At 42.6% G+C, this 18,108-nt stretch carries 16 protein-coding genes; 14 read left to right on the forward strand and 2 right to left on the reverse strand.

Annotated elements, in window-relative coordinates; translation table 11 throughout:
* Window positions 1-115: 115 nt before the first annotated feature.
* Both LC20001_RS04640 and LC20001_RS04645 read left to right on the forward strand, forming a co-directional pair.
* On the forward strand, window positions 116-763 hold the full coding sequence (locus tag LC20001_RS04640; protein WP_010011933.1) for an ABC transporter ATP-binding protein: 648 nt from the start codon (window positions 116-118) through the stop codon (window positions 761-763).
* Entirely contained in the window at window positions 760-1,515 is a 756-nt protein-coding gene (locus tag LC20001_RS04645) for an ABC transporter permease (RefSeq protein ID WP_003678562.1), read from the forward strand. The genes LC20001_RS04640 and LC20001_RS04645 overlap by 4 nt, the downstream gene beginning before the upstream one ends.
* 696 nt (window positions 1,516-2,211) lie before the next feature.
* On the opposite strand, the gene LC20001_RS04650 is transcribed toward LC20001_RS04645, so the two are convergent.
* Window positions 2,212-3,660 carry a DDE-type integrase/transposase/recombinase gene (locus tag LC20001_RS04650; RefSeq protein ID WP_056943358.1) on the reverse strand — a complete coding sequence of 483 codons (1,449 nt, stop codon included), beginning with the start codon at window positions 3,658-3,660 and terminating at the stop codon, window positions 2,212-2,214.
* A gap of 175 nt (window positions 3,661-3,835) precedes the next feature.
* Here LC20001_RS04650 and LC20001_RS04655 point away from each other — a divergent pair, with 175 nt between their 5' ends.
* From LC20001_RS04655 to LC20001_RS04680, 6 genes are read left to right on the forward strand one after another with little or no spacing between them, the layout of a single operon-like run.
* The gene (locus LC20001_RS04655; protein ID WP_010011932.1) at window positions 3,836-4,639 is read left to right on the forward strand and encodes an SDR family oxidoreductase; all 804 of its coding nucleotides are present in this window, start codon (window positions 3,836-3,838) and stop codon (window positions 4,637-4,639) included.
* Window positions 4,640-4,691: 52 nt separating this feature from the next.
* Window positions 4,692-6,551 (forward strand): BglG family transcription antiterminator, encoded by a 1,860-nt coding sequence (locus tag LC20001_RS04660; RefSeq protein ID WP_010011931.1) that lies wholly within the window; start codon window positions 4,692-4,694, stop codon window positions 6,549-6,551.
* The gene (locus tag LC20001_RS04665; protein WP_010011930.1) at window positions 6,551-7,039 is read left to right on the forward strand and encodes a transcriptional regulator GutM; all 489 of its coding nucleotides are present in this window, start codon (window positions 6,551-6,553) and stop codon (window positions 7,037-7,039) included. Before LC20001_RS04660 ends, LC20001_RS04665 begins: the two co-directional genes overlap by 1 nt.
* A gap of 1 nt (window position 7,040) precedes the next feature.
* The gene (gene srlA / locus LC20001_RS04670) at window positions 7,041-7,604 is read left to right on the forward strand and encodes a PTS glucitol/sorbitol transporter subunit IIC (RefSeq protein WP_003680535.1); all 564 of its coding nucleotides are present in this window, start codon (window positions 7,041-7,043) and stop codon (window positions 7,602-7,604) included.
* 26 nt (window positions 7,605-7,630) lie between these two features.
* Window positions 7,631-8,638: a PTS glucitol/sorbitol transporter subunit IIB gene (gene srlE, locus LC20001_RS04675; protein WP_010011929.1), complete on the forward strand. Its 1,008-nt coding sequence runs from the start codon at window positions 7,631-7,633 to the stop codon at window positions 8,636-8,638.
* 24 nt (window positions 8,639-8,662) lie between these two features.
* Window positions 8,663-9,037, forward strand: coding sequence for a PTS glucitol/sorbitol transporter subunit IIA (locus tag LC20001_RS04680; protein ID WP_010011928.1), 375 nt, complete (start codon window positions 8,663-8,665; stop codon window positions 9,035-9,037).
* Window positions 9,038-9,066: 29 nt separating this feature from the next.
* Here LC20001_RS04680 and LC20001_RS04685 read toward each other — a convergent pair whose 3' ends face one another.
* Window positions 9,067-10,206: a helix-turn-helix domain-containing protein gene (locus LC20001_RS04685; protein ID WP_010011926.1), complete on the reverse strand. Its 1,140-nt coding sequence runs from the start codon at window positions 10,204-10,206 to the stop codon at window positions 9,067-9,069.
* Window positions 10,207-10,561: 355 nt separating this feature from the next.
* Here LC20001_RS04685 and nagE point away from each other — a divergent pair, with 355 nt between their 5' ends.
* From nagE to ltrA (LC20001_RS04715), 6 genes are all read left to right on the forward strand, one after another.
* Window positions 10,562-12,538 (forward strand): N-acetylglucosamine-specific PTS transporter subunit IIBC, encoded by a 1,977-nt coding sequence (gene nagE, locus LC20001_RS04690; RefSeq protein WP_010011925.1) that lies wholly within the window; start codon window positions 10,562-10,564, stop codon window positions 12,536-12,538.
* Between the two features lie 482 nt (window positions 12,539-13,020).
* Window positions 13,021-14,403 (forward strand): group II intron reverse transcriptase/maturase, encoded by a 1,383-nt coding sequence (gene ltrA, locus LC20001_RS04695; protein WP_099267123.1) that lies wholly within the window; start codon window positions 13,021-13,023, stop codon window positions 14,401-14,403.
* Between the two features lie 187 nt (window positions 14,404-14,590).
* Window positions 14,591-15,580 carry a zinc-binding alcohol dehydrogenase family protein gene (locus tag LC20001_RS04700; protein ID WP_010011924.1) on the forward strand — a complete coding sequence of 330 codons (990 nt, stop codon included), beginning with the start codon at window positions 14,591-14,593 and terminating at the stop codon, window positions 15,578-15,580.
* Between the two features lie 149 nt (window positions 15,581-15,729).
* Window positions 15,730-15,924 carry a hypothetical protein gene (locus LC20001_RS04705; protein ID WP_010011923.1) on the forward strand — a complete coding sequence of 65 codons (195 nt, stop codon included), beginning with the start codon at window positions 15,730-15,732 and terminating at the stop codon, window positions 15,922-15,924.
* A gap of 27 nt (window positions 15,925-15,951) precedes the next feature.
* Entirely contained in the window at window positions 15,952-16,182 is a 231-nt protein-coding gene (locus LC20001_RS04710) for a hypothetical protein (RefSeq protein ID WP_010011921.1), read from the forward strand.
* A gap of 477 nt (window positions 16,183-16,659) precedes the next feature.
* Window positions 16,660-18,048: a group II intron reverse transcriptase/maturase gene (gene ltrA, locus LC20001_RS04715; RefSeq protein WP_010011919.1), complete on the forward strand. Its 1,389-nt coding sequence runs from the start codon at window positions 16,660-16,662 to the stop codon at window positions 18,046-18,048.
* The last annotated feature ends 60 nt before the right edge of the window (window positions 18,049-18,108 follow it).

Here is an 18,108-nt window from a genome sequence, read left to right on the forward strand (position 1 = left end):
GCTGGGCTTTTTTATATTTATTAATAGATGATAACGGTTACAGGCTGTGCTATAATGGGGCATCATCAAGTGCTGTGTTTTATAGATCAAATAGCTTTGAAATAGGGGTGGGGGAATGACATTATTAGAATTACAAGATATTGGTTATCAGGTTGCGGGGCAAAATGTGTTGCAGCACATTGAACTCACTGTAGCAGCACAGGATTATATTACGATCACAGGTCCGTCAGGTAGTGGTAAAAGCACGTTATTACGCGTAATTGCCGGACTTTTAACTAGAACTAGCGGCCAGTTATTGTTGGCTGGTAAAGAGTGGGCGGAATATGATCCGATTTTGTATCGACGCGAGGTTTCATATGCGGTACAACAGCCGCAATTATTTGGACAAACTGTAGCCGATAATCTCCGGTTTCCGTTTCAAATCCGGCAGCAGGATTTTGATCAAAAACGAGCCGTTGCGGCGCTGGCCAGTGTGAACTTACCAGCCGCTTATCTAGATAAGCCGATCAATGATCTGTCCGGTGGGGAGCGCCAGCGGGTCGCTATTTTACGCAATCTACTTTTTCCACCACAAATCTTGTTATTAGATGAGATCAGTACAGGACTAGATAATGAGAATAAAGCGATCCTGCATCAGGAAATTATGCGCGTCAATCAGGAAAATGGGGTAACGATTTTGGCGGTGACCCACGATAATGAGGAGATCAGTGGTGCCAATCGATTGATCAAAATCGTGGCTGGAAAAATGGAGGCGAATCAATGAATTTAGCGGTCAGTAATACTACTTTGATTTTTGCCGCTTTACTCGTTTTTGTGGCGTTGTATATCGGCTATCGTGAAAAGTTAGGCGTCGATAAAGACATTATAATCGGCGTCGTGCGGGCAATTATTCAACTGGTTGTGGTTGGTTACTTATTGAAATACGTTTTTCGCATCAATAATGTGTGGCTGACTTTGATTTTGATCTTGATTATTATTTTTAACGCCGCATATAATGCCAATAAACGGGCTGCTGGTATTCGGCATGCATTGCCAATTTCATTGTTGGCGATTTTATCAAGTACCGGATTAACCTTAGCGGTGCTGGTTTTTTCGGGTTCAATTCGTTTCATTCCATCACAAATGATTCCCATCTCTGGTATGATCGCCAGTAATTCAATGGTGGCGATCGGCCTTTGTTACCGTAACATGAATAGTAGCTTTCGTGATCGGCGTCAACAGGTGCTAGAACGTTTGGCCCTAGGTGCTGATTTACGACTAGCTTCGATCGATATCGTTCGTGAAAGTATTCGTACTGGGATGGCACCAACAATTGATTCAGCTAAAACTGTAGGTATTGTGAGCTTGCCAGGGATGATGTCCGGTTTGATTTTTGCTGGCGTCGATCCTGTACACGCAATTAAATACCAAATTTTAGTGACGTTCATGTTATTGTCGGCGACCAGTATTGGGTCGGTGATTGCTTGTTACTTGGCGTATAAGCAATTTTATAATGAACAGAAGCAGTTGTTGTAGGCATAAAAGATTGAATGGTTCAGCGGTAAGCTTTGCGGCTTACGCTGGACTTTTTTAATTGAACATGAATCAGAAAATTAAAATTGGTTAAGCTAGGGGTTGTGACATAAGTAATTTATGTTCAACTCCTTTTTGCACTTATGAATAATATTGTTAAAACTATGCCACAAGGCAAATTTTTTCGTTTAGCTACGGCCAACCAATAATCCACTGTGTGCATTTGTACGCCGCCTTAGGCTAATTTCTAAAAAATGGACGCTTGATGGCACACGTTTATTTTTGTTCTACTTTCTATATTTTTATTCTATTAAATCGTATTGAGACTCACTATACTATAACTGTAGTAAAGCTAGACCAGTTAACTTTAATTGCGATTAAAATAATATTTCTACTATATACCAATTGTATCTGATACTATTCCAATGCTTTTTTTAAACTTGACCAGTAAATAACGAGCTTAATCAATGTTAGCGTTTTCGTTATGCTATAAGTATAGAAAGCGGTAACGTCAAAAGTTCTATGAAAACCGTGGTTCAGAAGGTGGTGTAGATGCAACTGTAGAAATCGACTTAAGGATTGAGTGGTCTAGTTGGTTAGTTCTGTACGCGCACAGTATTAATCCGGCCAATCGCCCGTTTCGAGGCAACACAAAGTCAGCTTAGACAAGTTTGATTCTAGTCCTAAACTAATGCTTGCTTATGCAGTTGGTAATTGGCTTTGTGCTAGATCAATCAAGGCCAACCATTTATCGTACATGCGCGGTTTATTGTCCAGCTCTGGTAGGTGTACCGGCACCTTATAATCTAGCGCTTCGTGCGGGCGTAAAAAGTTATAAGCCGCTGAATATAAGGCGGTATAACTGGCTGAACCGGTTGGTGAGTTAAAACCAGTGGCCGACCGATAATTGCCCTTAAAACTACGGTTTAAACGCTCAATTGTTTGTTTCAAGAAACGATACTCTTTACTGATTGGATCTTTGTTGGTCAACCCTACTACTTGCTTGATTTTAAAATTGATCCCTTGTTGAGCAAAATAAAGTTGTGCTACTTGATAAATGGGATTGGCGTCGACTACGAACTGTAGGTCGGCTGGACGTTCGGACATCTTCTGTAGGACTTGATTGATGGCAACGACCGCTGATTCAGTTGTGCGGTTGGGCGTTATATAGTCGGCTAGAATTAGCTTTTTAACCGCGTCGTAAAAGTAAAAGATATAGTTCCACTTACCTTTGACCTTGACGTAAGTCTCATCACCAACTAATTGGTTGGAAAGTTCGTAAGGATAGTTAGCCCAGAATGGTCGAATAACGGTCGCTACCGCCTCTTCGTAGTTGTGAATGGTTTGGTGGGAGATCTTAACGCCGTGAACGTCGTACATGATGGCTGCGGTACGACGGGCCGACAGGCCATAGTTAATGTGATAGGTCAGGACAAGCCCTAAAACCTCAGGGCTGGCTTGGATCTTACTCAAATCGACCTTGGCTTGAACTGGCGAACTAGCCGCTAAGCCTTTGAGATCGAATTTAAAGTTACGGAAAGTGTAGCGTACTTTGAAGCTAGATGGCTGTTCCTTGAATTGTTTGGCTTCAGCTACGGATAACTGCTTGATTTGTTTTAAACGAAATGAACATTGGTCATTAGGACAACGTAACACATCGAAGTTACTACGGTGGTGATGAGCTTCCAATCGATGTTGGCAGTATGGGCAACGAAGTACCACCGCTTTCTTCTTCTGCGCATCACCATTTTGGAAGCTAAAAGCGCAGATCTTACACTTAAGCTGATTACCTTTACCGTTATTAGCGTATAGATAGTCGCTTGGGGCATTACAGCGTGGGCAACGTTGGTTCTGGAACGTGATCACGGTGCCTTGTCGGCGCCGAATTGGTTTTAGATCTTTGCCGGTTTTGGTCATGTAGTCAATGATCAGTTGCTCATAATTAAGTGATTCTGGACCAATATCGGCTGCTAAAATTGGTAATTTATCGTCAACTTGAAATTGATTAAAGCGTTTATAGGTTGGTTTATCGGTGCTGGGCAAGCGCGAATGGTCAAAAATATCAATCAGCTGGGCCAACAAAAAGATGATCAATGCACGTTGGAACTTGATTATTTGGACTAAATAAGTTAATAATGGTGTAAGCACTCGGATCTCCTTCTTTCTTGGAATTCTTGTTGGTTGCACACCAAGGATAACAGAAGAATTGGTCCGGGTGTTTTTTAATTTCACTTAGATAATACAAAACCATTAGAAACAATAATTAAAACTAGACAAAATCGGGTACGTTTGACAGTACCTAGAAAGCAAGGAGGTAATTAGTATGTTAGCAAATTGGTTAGAATTACAAGGTAAAACGGTGGTCGTAACGGGTGGCTCTTCTGGTATTGGTGATGCGATCGTGCGTGAGTTAGTCACACAAAATGTAAACGTTGTTAATGCTGATTTAAAAGAAGGCAAATTTCAGGCTAAGAACCTAATGTTTGTCCAAACAGATGTCACTTCACCTGCAGCAGTTGAATCTTTAGTTGAACAAGTTGTGGCTAAATATGGAACAATCGATGGATTGGTCAATAATGCTGGTATTAATTTGCCACGGCTATTGGTAGACGATAAACAACCAAAGGGACAATATGAATTAACTGAAGCTGCCTTCAATAAGATGTTTGCGGTCAATGTTAAAAGCGTTTTCTTAATGAGCCAAGCAGTTGGGCGGATTTTAGTGCACAAGCACGAGGGCGTCATTGTTAATATGTCATCTGAAGCAGGACTTGAAGGCTCGATTGGTCAAAGTGTTTATTCAGCTACTAAGGGCGCGATTAATAGCTTTACGCGGTCATGGGCAAAGGAACTTGGCCAGTATAATGTGCGCGTAGTTGGGATTGCACCAGGAATCATGGAAGCAACTGGTTTGCGCACACCGGCTTATGAAGAAGCTTTAGCCTATACACGGCATAAAACGGTTGAACAATTACGTGCTGGCTATAAGAGTACAAGTACGACACCACTTGGCCGTAGTGGGCATTTGTCAGAAGTTGCTGATTTAGTTTGTTACTATTTATCCAATCGTTCCAGCTATATTACTGGGGTAACGACAAATATTGCTGGCGGGAAATCGCGTGGTTAGATGGTTGATTTAAGCTAGCAATATTAATTTATAGAAATGAGGCGTAGCGCGAATGGACAATCAAGATTATCGTTTATTGAAGCGATTTATCACTCGTGAGTCAATTCCCGTGGCTGAATTGATTGCTAGTGAAAATATTTCGCAGAAAACTTTACAGAAACGTTTGGCAAAGTTAAATGAGAATATACATGGTATTGGCCAAATTAAGGAACGGCATGGTCGCTATTTTCTTCAAGTTATTGATTATCATGGCTTGAGTCGACTGCAATCCGGTTATTTACGTGAATCACTAGACTTTAACGATAGTGAAAAACGGCAGGCCTATATTATTCAGCAATTAGTAACGACAACCGGCTATGTTGTTCAAGATGATTTAGCTGATACATTAATGATCAGTCGCAGTACCTTAAGCAAGGATTTAGACAAATTACGGCGTACGTTACGTGTTTACGATGCAGAAATTGTGGCGCAATCTAATCATGGTATTAAGTTAGTTCTAGACCAGGCTTATCAATTGCCATTACTATTACTCAATGAGGTCTATGATTATTTTGCGGCTAATTATCCGTTAACGCCTGCGGTGCAGCAAGCGTTAGCCGCTGTTTCAAACCAGATCAATGATCAAACGACCGCCACACGTTTACAGAAGTTGACCGCTATTATGTCGTTTTTGTGGCGGGATGATCGGCAAATTGATTTACATGTAGCCCATTATCAAAATTTAGTAAGATTAACGCCAGAGTGGCAGCAATTATTTCGCGCTTTATCGGCGCAACGCCAAACTAATTTGACGGCAACTGAACAGGACTTTATTTGTTTTCCTGTTAATTTAAAGTACTCCTCGTTGTTATCTCATTCCTTAGTCGCGCAACAATTAGATAAGAATCAAGCTTTATTACAGCAAATCAAGCGCCAGATCGAGGTACATGTTCAAGTTGAATTAGATTATGCTGAATTTTATACGCAAGTCAAATATCATTTACTTTTTCTGTGTTATCGTAGTTTGTTTAACATGCCTGCTAGCGAAATTTTTACCAACGAGATCATTAAGAATTATCCCGTTGCGGCCGAATTGGCATTGATTGCACTGAATACATTAGAGCAGGGATTAGGTGCCATTATTCCGACCACAGAAGCGACTTATTTAACGGTATATTTTCAGTTAGCTTTGGATGCGGTTCAAGATCAACAGCATGTCGCACAGCAAGTTGGAATCGTCGGTAACATTGGCTTAGGTGCTCAGCACTTTTTGAAAAAGCAGCTAGCGGAGGTCTTTGCTGATCAAATTAAGGTAGTTGCCATAACCGATAAAGCGCAATTGAAGCAACCTGATTTACCTTTCTTATTAATTTTTTCTGATCAACCATTGGATTTAGGGGATAATCGGATTCCAGTGATTCGAATCGATGATTTATTTAGAACTGAAGAGTTGACCACTAAAATCACTTTATCGCTAGTCCATAAAGCAATTATGGCGCAAGCATGTCATTTGCAAATAACTTATTTGACACCGCAAGCTGATTATCAAGCAACCGTTGATCAAATGATTGAACAGGCCACACTTAAAGGCGAATTGGCTCCTAGTTTTAAGCAGATGTGGCATCAACGCGAACTTCAGGGCAGTAGTGTTTTCGAAAATGGGATTGCATTGCCCCATACGATCAATGAAATCGCCAAACCAGTCATTTTTCTACAAATTGGTATCTTACAAAAGCCATTGCTGGTAAATAAGCGCAAAGTACATTTGATTTTCTTACTAGGTATTCCGCAACAGTTAAATCAACAGCTGAATCGAGTATTGGATACGTTGTATGATTTCATTTTTAGTGTGGTCCGTCAGGAAAATGTCTTACAAAATCTGTTGCATTATCGTCTGGATCAACCGATTGAACAACTAACGGAGGGGATTTAATGCTGATTATTATTTTGATTATTTTCGTTGCCTTTATTCTACAGGCCGGACTGGGATTTTTACAGTTACGAAATTTTACTCACCATTATCAGGCTCTTCGGCGGCAAGGACGAGTGTTGATTGGACGCAATCCTAAACGATTGCAAGCGGGCACGTTACTTTTGATTGCTTTAGATCAAGATGGCGTGATTCGCGCTTGCCAATTAATGAAAGGGGTTACTATTTTTGCTCGTTTTCAAACGGTGACTCGCTTCAATGGGCAGTCCTTTCTGGAAGTAGCTACAGATTATAAGCAGCTAGCACGTGAGTCCAGATTATTAAGACAATGTTTATTGAATGCTTATCAAACGTTGATCAAATATCACAGTGGTCAGTTAAACGAGCATGATTTTAGCGGTCAAACGAACTTTTTTGATTTGCCACTAATCACTTATATTCGTAATCAACTACAACACTTTGGCCATTATCTAAAGAAAGTAGGCAGTTAATATGCATTATATTACAGATTTTGCATCAGGTTTTATGAACTTATTCCAGACTGGTGCTAAGACTTTTATTAGTTGGATGTCAACGATCGTACCAGTGGTTTTGTTATTGTTGGTTTTAATGAATACGATCATTGCCTTTTTAGGCGAAGAGCGAATGGAAAAAATCGCTAAGGCATCGTCAAGAAATGTTTTGACTCGTTATATGTTATTACCATTTCTAGCGGCATTCATGCTAGGCAATCCAATGTCGTTTACGCTAGGTCGATTTATGCCAGAGTTTTACAAGCCCAGCTATTATGCGGCAATGGCGCAGTTTAACCATACCAGTAATGGGGTTTTCCCGCATATTAATCCAGGTGAATTATTCATTTGGATGGGCATTGCACAGGGGGTCCAAAAATTAGGCTTGAATACGATGGATCTAGCCATACGTTACTTGTTAGTTGGTTTGATTATGAACTTCATTGGCGGCTGGGTCACCGACTTGACGACTGCATATGTTTGCAAGTCAAGCGGCGTGACCTTATCCAAACAAGTTGCACTTAATTCTAAAGCCACTGAATAATTTCGAACATCAAGGAGGTTTGCATCATGAGTTGGCATAGTATTCGTATTGTAAAAGGTAGTGGCGGCTACGGCGGACCACTAACCATTACCCCAACTGAACAGAAGCATAAATTTATCTATGTTACCGGCGGCGAACGCCCAAGCATCGTGGATAAAATTGAAAAATTAACCGGTATGAAAGCAGTCGACGGCTTTAAAACCGCAATTCCTGACGAAGAAACTGCGCTGGCTGTTATTGACTGTGGTGGTACCTTGCGCTGTGGTATTTATCCCAAGAAGGGAATCTTGACGGTGAATGTATTGCCTACTGGTAAAAGCGGTCCCTTGCAACAATTTATTCATCCCGAAATTTATGTTTCAGCAGTTGGCGATAAACAAATTACGTTAGTTGATGAGACTACTACTGAACCAGCCACTGCTGAAACTGAAACCGAAAAGGCGGCCGTAACTGAGACTCCTAAATACGAAACCGGTAAAAATATTACTGACCAACTACAACATAAAAGTATTATCGCCAAAATTGGGATCGGTGCTGGTAAAGTCGTTGCAACGTTTAATCAGGCCGCAAAGGATTCTGTCCAAACTGTGATCAATACAATTATTCCTTTTATGGCATTTGTTGCCCTATTAATTGGTATTATTCAAGGATCTGGGATCGGCAAGATCTTTGCTAAGCTAATGTCGCCTTTAGCTGGTAATGTGATTGGTTTATGTGTGATCGGATTCATTTGTTCCTTACCGTTCTTGTCACCATTGTTAGGTCCTGGTGCAGTTATTGGTCAAGTTGTGGGTACATTAATTGGTTTGGAAATTGGTAAAGGCAATATTCCACCGCAATATGCTTTACCAGCACTATTCGCAATCAATACGCAAAACGCTTGTGATTTTATTCCAGTTGGTTTGGGGTTAGAGGAAGCAGAAGCTAAAACGGTTGAAGTCGGTGTGCCGTCAGTGCTTTATTCCCGCTTTATCAATGGGGTGCCACGGGTGATCGTTGCTTGGTTAGCTAGTTTTGGCTTATACGCGAAGTAATAAATTAATCGGGAGGAATTCAATATGGATCAGACTAAAACAGTTGTTTTTGAAACGCACGTGAATGAGATTGGGACTGAAGCTAAAGACTTTGCTGCAATTAACATGATGATTTTCTTCGGTAATGAAGCACCAGCAGCTTTGCGTCCTTCGTGCTATTTAATTGATGTGGTGCCAGTACAACAGACCATTGTCCCTGGCATGGTGTTGTTAATTGATCAGCAAGCTTACAAAGTAACCGCGGTTGGCGGCGAAGTTCAGACTAATTTAAGCAATTTAGGTCATATCTCTGTTGTTTTTAATGGCGCAACTAAACCAGAGCTAGCAGGGACAATGTATGTGGAAGCTAAGGATTATCCTGTTGTCAGTGTTGGCAGTCAAGTCCAATTATTAGCCTAATAAAAATGAGCCGCTTTTGGGCTCATTTTTTAGTGGCGAAATTTAGAAGGAGTAGTACCAGTATAGTGACGAAAAACCCGGGTGAAGTGGCTTGGATCAGCAAAATTTAACATAGTGGCGATTTCTTGAATTGGGCGGTTGGAAAACTTTAAGAGATAACGGCCTTCGACTACCTTACGTTGTAAAATAAATTGTTTTAGTGATAAGCCAGTGGCTTGTTTGATCGTGTGTGATAAAGTCGCCGGTGCACAGTTTAATGCCGCAGCCACTTGTTCAACGCTTAGTGGCTGATAAATATGTTGTTGCAGGTACTGTTCTACTTGGTAGACAGTAGTGGGTAGTTGTTGGCGTTGATAACGTTGTACCAAGTGTGTGTAGTAAGCGATGATTTGTCGAGTAAAATCTTTGTAATTTTTTAAATCAACTGATTTTTCTGCTTCGCGAATCAACTTATCGCCTTTGAAATAAGATTCGCCAGCTGGGACACCACCAGCATTAGCAGCACGAGAAACGATAACGACTGTGACAATAATAAATTCCTTAATGCGTCTAAGCGGATCATTGCTTAACATACCAATATATTCCGGGATCGCTAATAATTGATCACCTAAACTGGTTGCACGATTTAAATTACCGGCAGTAATTGCGGCGAGTAATAACTTTTCGCGCTCATAAATACTGTTCATTTCTTGATAATGCGTGACTTCGTTAGTTTTTAATTCCTCTAATAGTAAATCACGTAATGAATAATCGGCGATCAATTTATCTAATTTTGGTGTTAAATGGATTTTTGGCGTGGCTGCCTTATGATATAGCGCTAAATAAATCGTTGTGGCTAATTTGCGGACATAATCTTTATCAATGGCAGTATGACTAATACTTGGTGCGTCCAATGAAATAAAACACAGCCAAAAGCCATTCCAATGGTGTTCTGTTAATTTAGGCATACATAAAATTAGTAGTTGCCAATGCGTCACTGTGAATAACTGTGGTTGGGCTGATTTAAATAATGGCAGTCGCTGCACCACTTGGGTTGGGTGTAAGGTGACGGCCATATCGCGTTGCACTTGGGTGATCAATTGTCCAGAGCTAGTAAATTCACAAAACGAAAAATTTAATAACTGGCTAAATTGTTGCATTAAACTAAGCTGTGGATTTGTTTGTACCATGAATGTACTCCTTTGTTCGTTAAGTAGTATAAACTTATTATAACGGTTTCAGCCGTTTTGTTTTCAATAAAGTCGGTTGTAACTTTTTTATAATAAACAGAAATGCTTTCTGCAAATAGTTTTATTTAATAAGTTTTTCATGAAAGTAATCGTTTTCTGAAAAATATACCAAAAAACTCTGTTATACTTAATGTACACACTAGATTAGATAAGCATTGACTTTTAGCGATTAGCTTTGATATATACCAATTTCAATAGTGGTATTTATGCTACTTAATTTTAATAGCTTATTTCAGGAATACAGGTGTGCAATTTTGGCTAGAACGTGATTCGTGAGTATATTGGAGGTCTTTGGATGAAAACTTATTTTCAGCGTATGGGTCGCTCGCTAATGCTGCCTGTTGCAACTTTACCGGCGGCAGCGATCTTAGTTGGTATTGGTCATTGGTTACCAGAAAATTGGGCCGCAGCGCAGTTTTTACAAGCTGGTGGTAACGCAATTTTGACTAATTTGGCGTTGTTATTTGCCGTTGGGTTAGGTTTAGGAATGTCGCAAGATAAAGATGGTTCAGCTGCTTTAGCTGGTGTCGTAGCGTTTATTGTTCCTACATATGTCTTGGCTCCAGCGCAAGTATCAACTTTATTAGGCATTACAACAGCGAAGGTTGATCCGGCGTTTGCGGCGATTTCTTCTAACGTATTTATCGGTATTATTGCCGGATTAGTTGCGGCGACGATGTATAATCGTTTCCATGAAGTTAAGCTGCCAATGGCGATCTCATTTTTCAGTGGGAAACGTTTGGTGCCGATCATGGCTGCTTTAACGATGTTGGTTATTTCGTTAGTCTTACTATTTGTTTGGCCGCCGATTTATCAGGCGTTAGTTGCCTTCGGTAAATTTATTGTTGGTTTAGGCGCAATTGGCGCTGGTTTATATGGTTTCTTCAATCGTTTGTTGATTCCAACCGGCTTACATCAAGCATTAAACTCAGTTTTCTGGTTTAATGTTGCCGGAATCAACGATATTGGCAATTTCTGGGCTAGTAAAGGAACGCGTGGCATTACCGGGATGTACATGGCTGGTTTTTTCCCAGTGATGATGTTTGGTTTGCCTGCCGGCGCGTACGCAATTTATCGCAATGCACGGCCAGAACGGAAAAAGGAAACCGCGTCATTAATGTTGGCCGCGGGCTTTGCTTCCTTCTTTACTGGGGTCACTGAACCGCTAGAGTTTTCCTTTATGTTTGTGGCTTGGCCGCTATATGTGATCCACGCAGTTTTCACTGGTTTATCATTAGCTTTCGCGGCTGCCATGCACTGGACCGCTGGTTTCACTTTTAGTGGCGGCTTGGTCGACTTTATCTTGAGTTTGAAAGTACCGATTGCCAATCAACCATTGATGTTGTTGGTACAAGGTGTTGTGATGGCAGTGATCTACTACTTTGGTTTTGATTTTGCCATTAAGAAATTTAATTTAATGACGCCGGGACGCGAAGCGATAGCTACCAATAATGATGCCACTGTGGGCGTCGCTATTGGGGATGACGATGACAAATATTCGATTGCCGCCAAGAAAATTTACGCAGCGATTGGTGGCACCGATAATATTAAGGTAGTCGATAACTGCACGACTCGCTTGCGCTTACAGCTAAATGATACGGCGAAAATCGATCAAAATGCGATCAAGGCTGCAGGCGTTGCTGGCTTAAACGTTTTAGATAAAACTAATCTGCAGATTGTTGTGGGGACGGAAGTTCAGTTTGTTGCCGCTGCTTTGGCTAAAATAAATCAAGCCAAGGTACCACTTGATCAAATTGAATCAACAGCAGCTCCGGTGGCAATGCCAGTCACTGGTGATGTAACTGTTGGGGCGACCGAAACTTTGTACAGTGTGGCTAACGGACAATACGTTGCAATCGAGGATGTGAATGATTCAACGTTTGCACAGAAAATGTTAGGTGATGGTTTTGCCATTGAGCCGGATAGTGGTGAAATTGTGGCTCCAGTTGACGCTAAAGTGATGTCGGTTTTTCCAACTAAACACGCGATTGGTTTTAAAACTGCAGCGGGCTTGGAGATCTTGCTACACATGGGCATTGATACGGTACAACTAAACGGTGAACCATTTGAAGTAACTGTTGCAGCAGACCAAGAAGTTAAGCACGGGGATGTTGTGGCTCACGTTGATTTAGATGCCATCAAAGCTGCCGGAAAGCAGACAACGATGATCGTGATCATTACCAATATGGCGCATGTCGGCTATCTAAAGGTAGCACCAGTGACTGCAAAATTAGTAACGAATACAGCAGTAGCCCAGGTGACAACTAAATAAGGTTTAAGCACACTCAGATCTGAGTGTGCTTTTTTGGTGCGCCCGGCATGGGCGTCAACTAGGTGGTGAAAGTCCACTGCGGGCCGTAGTAGTCGGAACCGCTAGCCAAAGGCAAGGCCTTTATCGTGAGGTGAAGACTGAAGGAAGCCTGATGAGCAAAGTACTGCACCGATGAACAAGAAGCAGCTATAAGGCCGGAAGTAACTGGATAAGGTGGCCAAACACACTGAAGTCCGATACTACCCGAAGTTACGACAGTAAAGCTGACGGTGACATGGTACGAAAGTTGACGTTCTTACCCGGGGAGACCTGTACACACAATCCTGATTTTCTTAGGGAATACCCAAATGACAAGGAAATATGAGTTCAAAGCAAGTCAGAAATGGCTGGTTAAGTGTACAGGAGTCAGCCGAGGTCATAGTAGTGGGTAACCATGAAGGACCAAACAATAATAACTCATATTGCGACTGGAAGTGAAGACGATGCGAAAATCGCAGAAAACAGAACAAGCTGACCGCCAGCGGATGATAGGTCTGGAAGACCAAAGACAAACTGGGGCGCGTAGTATCGCCTCCGGTGAAGGAGAAAAGATGAGTGGCACTCAGTTTCAAGCATTAGTTTTGGCCCGCAACAACCTGAATTTGGCTTATCAACGTGTGGTTAGGAACAAAGGGGCGGCCGGAGTTGACGGTATGACCGTTGATGAATTGAAACCGTACCTGAAAGTACATCGCGAAGAATTACTCGCAGAATTGGCCAATGGGACTTATAAACCGGCACCAGTCAAGCAAGTCTCAATTCCAAAGCCCAACGGTGGAACGCGTAAGCTTGGCATTCCGACCGTGATCGACCGGCTAGTCCAGCAGGCCGTGGCCCAGGTCCTTTCGCCGATATATGAACAGATCTTCGCCAACAATAGTTTTGGTTTTCGACCCCAACGCAGTGCACATGACGCAGTTCAACAGGTCGTTCAGCTAGATAATGCGGGTTATCACTATGTGGTTGATCTGGATTTGAAGGCCTACTTCGATACGGTTAATCATGACATGCTTATGAAGTTTCTCAAGCAGCGAATTAGTGACCGCTGGGTACTACGGCTCATTCGCCGTTTTCTGACTAGTGGCACCATGAATGGGCAATTGTTTGAACGCAGTGAGAAAGGCACACCGCAAGGCGGGCCGATCTCGCCACTGTTAGCGAATATTTATCTCAACGAATTCGACCAAGAACTAGCTAGGCGCGGTCATGAATTTGTCCGTTACGCCGATGACTGCAATATCTTTGTTAAAAGTCCACGCGCGGGCCAACGAGTCCTCGCTAGTGTGACTCGTTTTCTCGAGCATGAGTTAAAACTCATGCTCAATCAGGAAAAGACACAAGTGGTCGCCACCAACAGAATGAAGTTCTTAGGGTTTACGTTGGGCCACACTAAAGGTAGGGCTTTTCCCTATCCGGTGTGGTCAGCGAAGCAGCGAGTTAAACAAGCATTGAGGCGGCTGACTAAGCGTAATCGTGGTGTATCCGAAGACCAAATAATGGCAGAGATTCGTCAAAAGATGCGCGGTTGGTTGCAGTATTACAGCTTGGGTAGAATGAAGCGGTTCATCACGGAATTAGATGCGTGGCTGCGGTCACGTATTCGCCAGTACATTTGGAAACAATGGAAGAAAGCCAAAACTAGAGAGAACAACTTGAGCGGATTAGGATTTACGAAAGATGAAGCTAAGCTATCCGCTAACACGCGTAAAGGGTACTGGCGGACAGCGCATAGTAAAACGCTGTGCCGTACCCTAACTAACAAAGAGCTGGAACGTCGTGGACTCATTAACTTGAGTCAGACGCTCCAGCAAATTCAGAGTGCTTAAATTATTGAACCGCCGTATACGGAACCGTACGTACGGTGGTGTGAGAGGACGGTAACTTACAATTACCTCCTACTCGATTGTTAATGCTTGACCTAAAGGCAGCACCAGCCTATATTACTTTAGTATAAGGGGCTAAGCTGTATTTAACGCTTTTTACCTTGATTACGGAATAGGAGCGATTATATAGATGACAACAATTAAAACCATTGAAATTGATCAGGGTCAGTTTATTGACGGACAAAAAGAAAGTGAGTTAGCGCAAGGCCACGATTTACTCGTAAAGGTTGCGGCAGTTTCACTTAATCCAGTTGATCTAAAGCATGTAGCGACTTTTAAAGCTGGTGATCTGCGCATCGTTGGTTATGATAGTGTGGGTACGGTGATCGGTGTCGGTGAGCAGGTGACTGATTTTCAAATTGGTGATCAAGTTTACTATGCCGGGACGACCACGCGTGATGGCAGTTTTCAGGAAGCACAATTGATCGATGAACGGTTAGTTGCCAAAAAGCCGGCACAACTGGCGGTTGCGGAAGCGGCGGCTTTTCCGCTAGTTAGTTTAACAGCGTACGAATTATTGTTTGAAAAATTTAATTTTATTGCTCAAGCTGGTGCGAATAAAGGTAAATCAATCCTACTCGTCAACGGTGCTGGTGGCGTTGGTTCGGTGGCTAGTCAATTGGCTAAATGGGCAGGGTTAACCGTATATGCGACTGCTAGTCCGCGTAATTTTGATTGGTTGACCCAGCATGGCGTGGATGTTCCAGTTGATTATCATGCGGGACAACCGAATAGTTTAGAGCAATTTGCTGATAACCAATTCGATGCCATTGCGGTATTTTATAGCATTGAAAGTTATCTACCGCGGATGGTCGAGCTGGCTAAACCTTTTGGACATATTGGTACGATCGTCGGCACACAAAAGCCGATTGATATCGCACTATTGAAAAATAAGGCGTTATCCTTTGATTGGGAGTTTATGTTTACCAAAGCACGCGAGCAATACCGCATGGCTAGTCAAGGCCAGATTCTCAGTCAAATAACTGATCTACTAGCTGCTGGTGATTTAAAATCGATCACAACTAAAACTTATCAAGGCTTAAATGCTGCTAATTTAAATGCCGCCAGTGAATTACTTGCTGCTGGCCATACGGTTGGTAAAATCACCTTGATTGTATAGTAGAGATGCTCACCTTAGGGCTTATCCTAGGTGAGCATTTTTTAGACTTGATCATAAGCATAACATGCTGCAAAGTTTAGTTGCTGATAGCGAGATGCTACTATTAGGGTAGGAATGAGAGTCCCCTTATTGGAAGGAGTCGATCAAACATGGTATTAGAAATAATCACGCTACCGGCACAGATCATTATTGGGTTAGAAGCGGTGGTTCCGGTGACTGATTTAGCAGGGATGAGTGAAGCTAAGACTGAGTTGATTGCCAAATTAAAGGCGGAACAGGCAGCTTTGACTTCCACTGCAGTTGATGATGAGTTTTATGGGGTTAATTTTGCAACGGATGAGTAGAATTATTTAGTTGGTGTCAAAGTAGCGATGACTGATCCATTGGAGACCAATTATTTGGTGGCTGCTGGTTTGTATGCTGTATTTACAACTACAATTAAGCAGCGAGCAGCGGCTGATCAATTTATTGCTGATGCCTATGGGATTTTAGCACAGTCAGCCGAATATGTAGTGGCGGCCAATCATAATTTAGAGGTGATCACGCCACTGATCACTGGAACGGGCGCTTTTCGTCTCTATATTCCGGTTGCCGCTAAATAGCAGCAAACAAAAAAGTCACCGACTATTTTGTGGATGGCTTTTTCGCGGTGCGCTCGGCATGGGCGTCAGCTAGACGGTGAAAGTCCGTTGCGGGCCGTAGTAGTCGGAACCGCTAGCCAAGGGCAAGGGTGTCCATCGCGAGGTGGAATCTGAAGGAAGCCTGATGAGCAAAGTACCGCACCGATGAACAAGAAGCAGCTATAAGGCCGAAGATGACTGGATAAGGTGGCTACACACACTAAAGTCCAATACTACTCGAAGTCATGACGGTAAAGCTGACGGTGACATGTTACGAAAGTTGACGTTCTTATCCGGGGAGGCCTGCTAGTCAAGTTATAGCGCGACGGAATATGGCAAACCCAGCAGTGATGGTGGGCTGAGATTAGCAGGAGTCAGCCGAGGTCATAGTAAGTCTATCTTTGGTAGACCGAAGGGCTGAACAATAGTAAATCAACTGAGATTATGGAGGTGACAATAGTGCGAAAATCGCAGAAAACAGAATTAGCTGACTACCGACAGAGGAATAGGCTGGAAGCCAAAGGTTATGCCGGAGCGCGTAGTACTATTGGCGGTGAAGTAAATCAGTTGGTTGGTGAAACCAAATTAATGGACGCTATCTTGAAACGTAACAACCTGAATGACGCCTATCTGCGGATTAAGCGAAATAAAGGTGTTGCGGGAATTGATGGTATGTCGATTAAGGCGATGTTACCTTACCTAAAGGAACACCGCGAGTCGCTAATTGAAGCAGTTAGAACGGGCCATTATCAGCCTAAGCCAGTCAAACGGGTACGAATCCCGAAACCGAATGGTGGGCAGCGTAAGCTGGGCATTCCTACGGTTATTGATCGGTTACGGCAACAAGCGGTGGCGCAAGTTTTGAATCGAATCTACGAACCAAAGTTTATCGATAATAGTTATGGCTTTCGCCCACAACGCAGTGCGCATCAGGCGCTATTACGTGCCTGTCGGTACTACAATGAGGGCTACAAAGTAGTCGTGGACTTGGATATGAAACAATACTTTGACACGGTGAATCACGATAAGTTAATGGCAATTCTAGCACGAGATATTCATGAATCAATGGTTCTACGGCTCATTCGCCGCTTTCTGACCAGCGGTATCATGGTCAACCAACTGCTCATTGCCAATGAACAAGGTACACCACAAGGTGGCAATTTGTCGCCGTTGTTAGCGAATATTTACCTAAATGAATTTGACCAACTGCTTAAAGCGCGGGGCCATAAATTTGTGCGTTACGCCGATGACTGTAATATTTATGTCAAAAGTAAACGTGCGGGTACGCGCGTGTTAGCCAGTTGTACCAAGTACCTAGAGGGCAAACTGAAACTAACCGTCAACCAAGTAAAGAGTATCGTTGGCAGTCCAACTAAACAGAAGTTTTTAGGTTTCTGTATTTCACCGACTAAGCAGGGAGCGCGGTTGCGCCCCCATCGCCAAGCCAAGTTACGAATCAAGGCTAAACTAAAGCAAATCACCAAACGTAATCGCGGTCGTAGTCTTGACTTGATTATGCACGAAGTTCGCCAAGTAATGACTGGCTGGCTCAACTATTATGGCATTGGTCGCATGAAGGAGTTTATCCATGGGCTGAATCAGTGGCTCAAGCACCGATTGCGCCAATATGCTTGGAAACAGTGGAAGAAGATTGGTACGAAAATTGTCAATTTGATCAAACTAGGTATTTCCAGACACGATGCCTGGATTTGGGCCAATACCCGTAAGGGCTACTGGGCCATAAGTGGTCACGGTGTCGTCAACTATTCGATGAAAAACGAAGTGCTCGCCCGTTGGGGATATCAAGATATCGCCCAACAGTACGAGCACATTCACTCAAACTATTGAACCGCCGTATACGGAACCGTACGTACGATGGTGTGAGAGGACGGTAATTGAACTAATCAA

Origin of the sequence: Loigolactobacillus coryniformis subsp. coryniformis KCTC 3167 = DSM 20001, from assembly GCF_002706425.1 — a bacterium.
In the GTDB taxonomy this organism is placed as follows: Bacteria; Bacillota; Bacilli; order Lactobacillales; family Lactobacillaceae; genus Loigolactobacillus; species Loigolactobacillus coryniformis.